The 1151-nt window shown below is 54.1% G+C and carries 1 protein-coding gene; it reads right to left on the bottom strand.

What is annotated here, in order from left to right:
• Window positions 1–78: 78 nt before the first annotated feature.
• Complete coding sequence (locus EP867_RS19675; RefSeq protein ID WP_128491099.1) at window positions 79–1086, bottom strand: COG3904 family protein; 1008 nt, start codon at window positions 1084–1086, stop codon at window positions 79–81.
• Between the last annotated feature and the right edge of the window lie 65 nt (window positions 1087–1151).

A 1151-nucleotide genomic window follows, 5' to 3' on the forward strand; every position in this document is an offset into this window, starting at 1 on the left:
CTCATGCACCCCAGCTACCATGCTGGATTCACGAGATGAATCCCTCACGGGATTTGCGCAACAGAGCCCAAAGCCACCTTAATTGCAGAAATCTAAACGGGGGAACGTTGTTTCAGACAGCACGATGAATTCAGAGCCGTTGAACTCAAGGTCTTGCTGAATGCAAACATCCCAGTCCTTCATCCAAGTCACTTTCACGAGGCGGCTGTCCAGGTTGTATAGGAGCTCCATCTCGTACTGCTCCTCGCCACCGTAGGGGAAGTTGAATACCTGGCCGTTGCGTGCGTCAGCAAGAAAGGCAAACCTGCAAGAAGTCCCGCATCCTATTTCTATCAGGCTATAATGCCCTGAAAAGTTTTGCCCTTCCCGCAGACCATCCCGAATCCTTGTACGATAATTCCGCGCCCATTCATCGCGTCCAGCGAAATCCGGGAGCGTTATCTGGTTCGGATGCGCCAGATATCCCGAAGCCGGAAAGTCGCGGAACTCAAGGGTGCGCCGCGCGCTCAATCGCTCGCTCAAGGCCAAAGCATCGTCGTTCGACCGATTTATCCCATAATTCGATAATTCGTACTCTGAGAAAAAGTACATCTCCTCGGGTGGCGTCGTAAGCATGTGTCTCGAGACCCGCCGATCGACACCATACTTTTCGAAGGCATCCAGCATCTCGGCTAGAATGAACTGAACTCCCGAGACCGCACCGCTTCCCTCTGCCGCCATTTGATGCACACCAAGTTGGCCAAGCGCAGTCCGGCCTTCACCAGCAAGGAAAATAATCGAGCACGCAGATGCGCAGACTGATCCTAGGGGCACTTCTGTCGATATCCCAAGCGTGTGGACTATGGCAGCAATTTCCATTGCAGGCAGCACCAAGCCACCGGGACTTGCCAGCACGACCGATGACACTGCAGGAGCGGCGCTGATCGCCCTTTTGAATTCATTCGCCGCTTCGGAACCGATCTCACCTGACAAGACCACTGACCGTCCGTCTTGGGACACTTGAAAGCTCTGTGCGAGCGCGACGTCGCTCATGGTCATGTGAGAAAGTGCCGAAGCCATTAGGACTGCAAGCGCAACCGATTTCATTCTGACCTGCATTCCCCAAGTGGCGTGTCGTTTGAGGTGAAGATCGCGTGTATCCGAGCGCTAGA

The organism is Falsigemmobacter intermedius (assembly GCF_004054105.1).
GTDB lineage: Bacteria > Pseudomonadota > Alphaproteobacteria > Rhodobacterales > Rhodobacteraceae > Wagnerdoeblera > Wagnerdoeblera intermedia.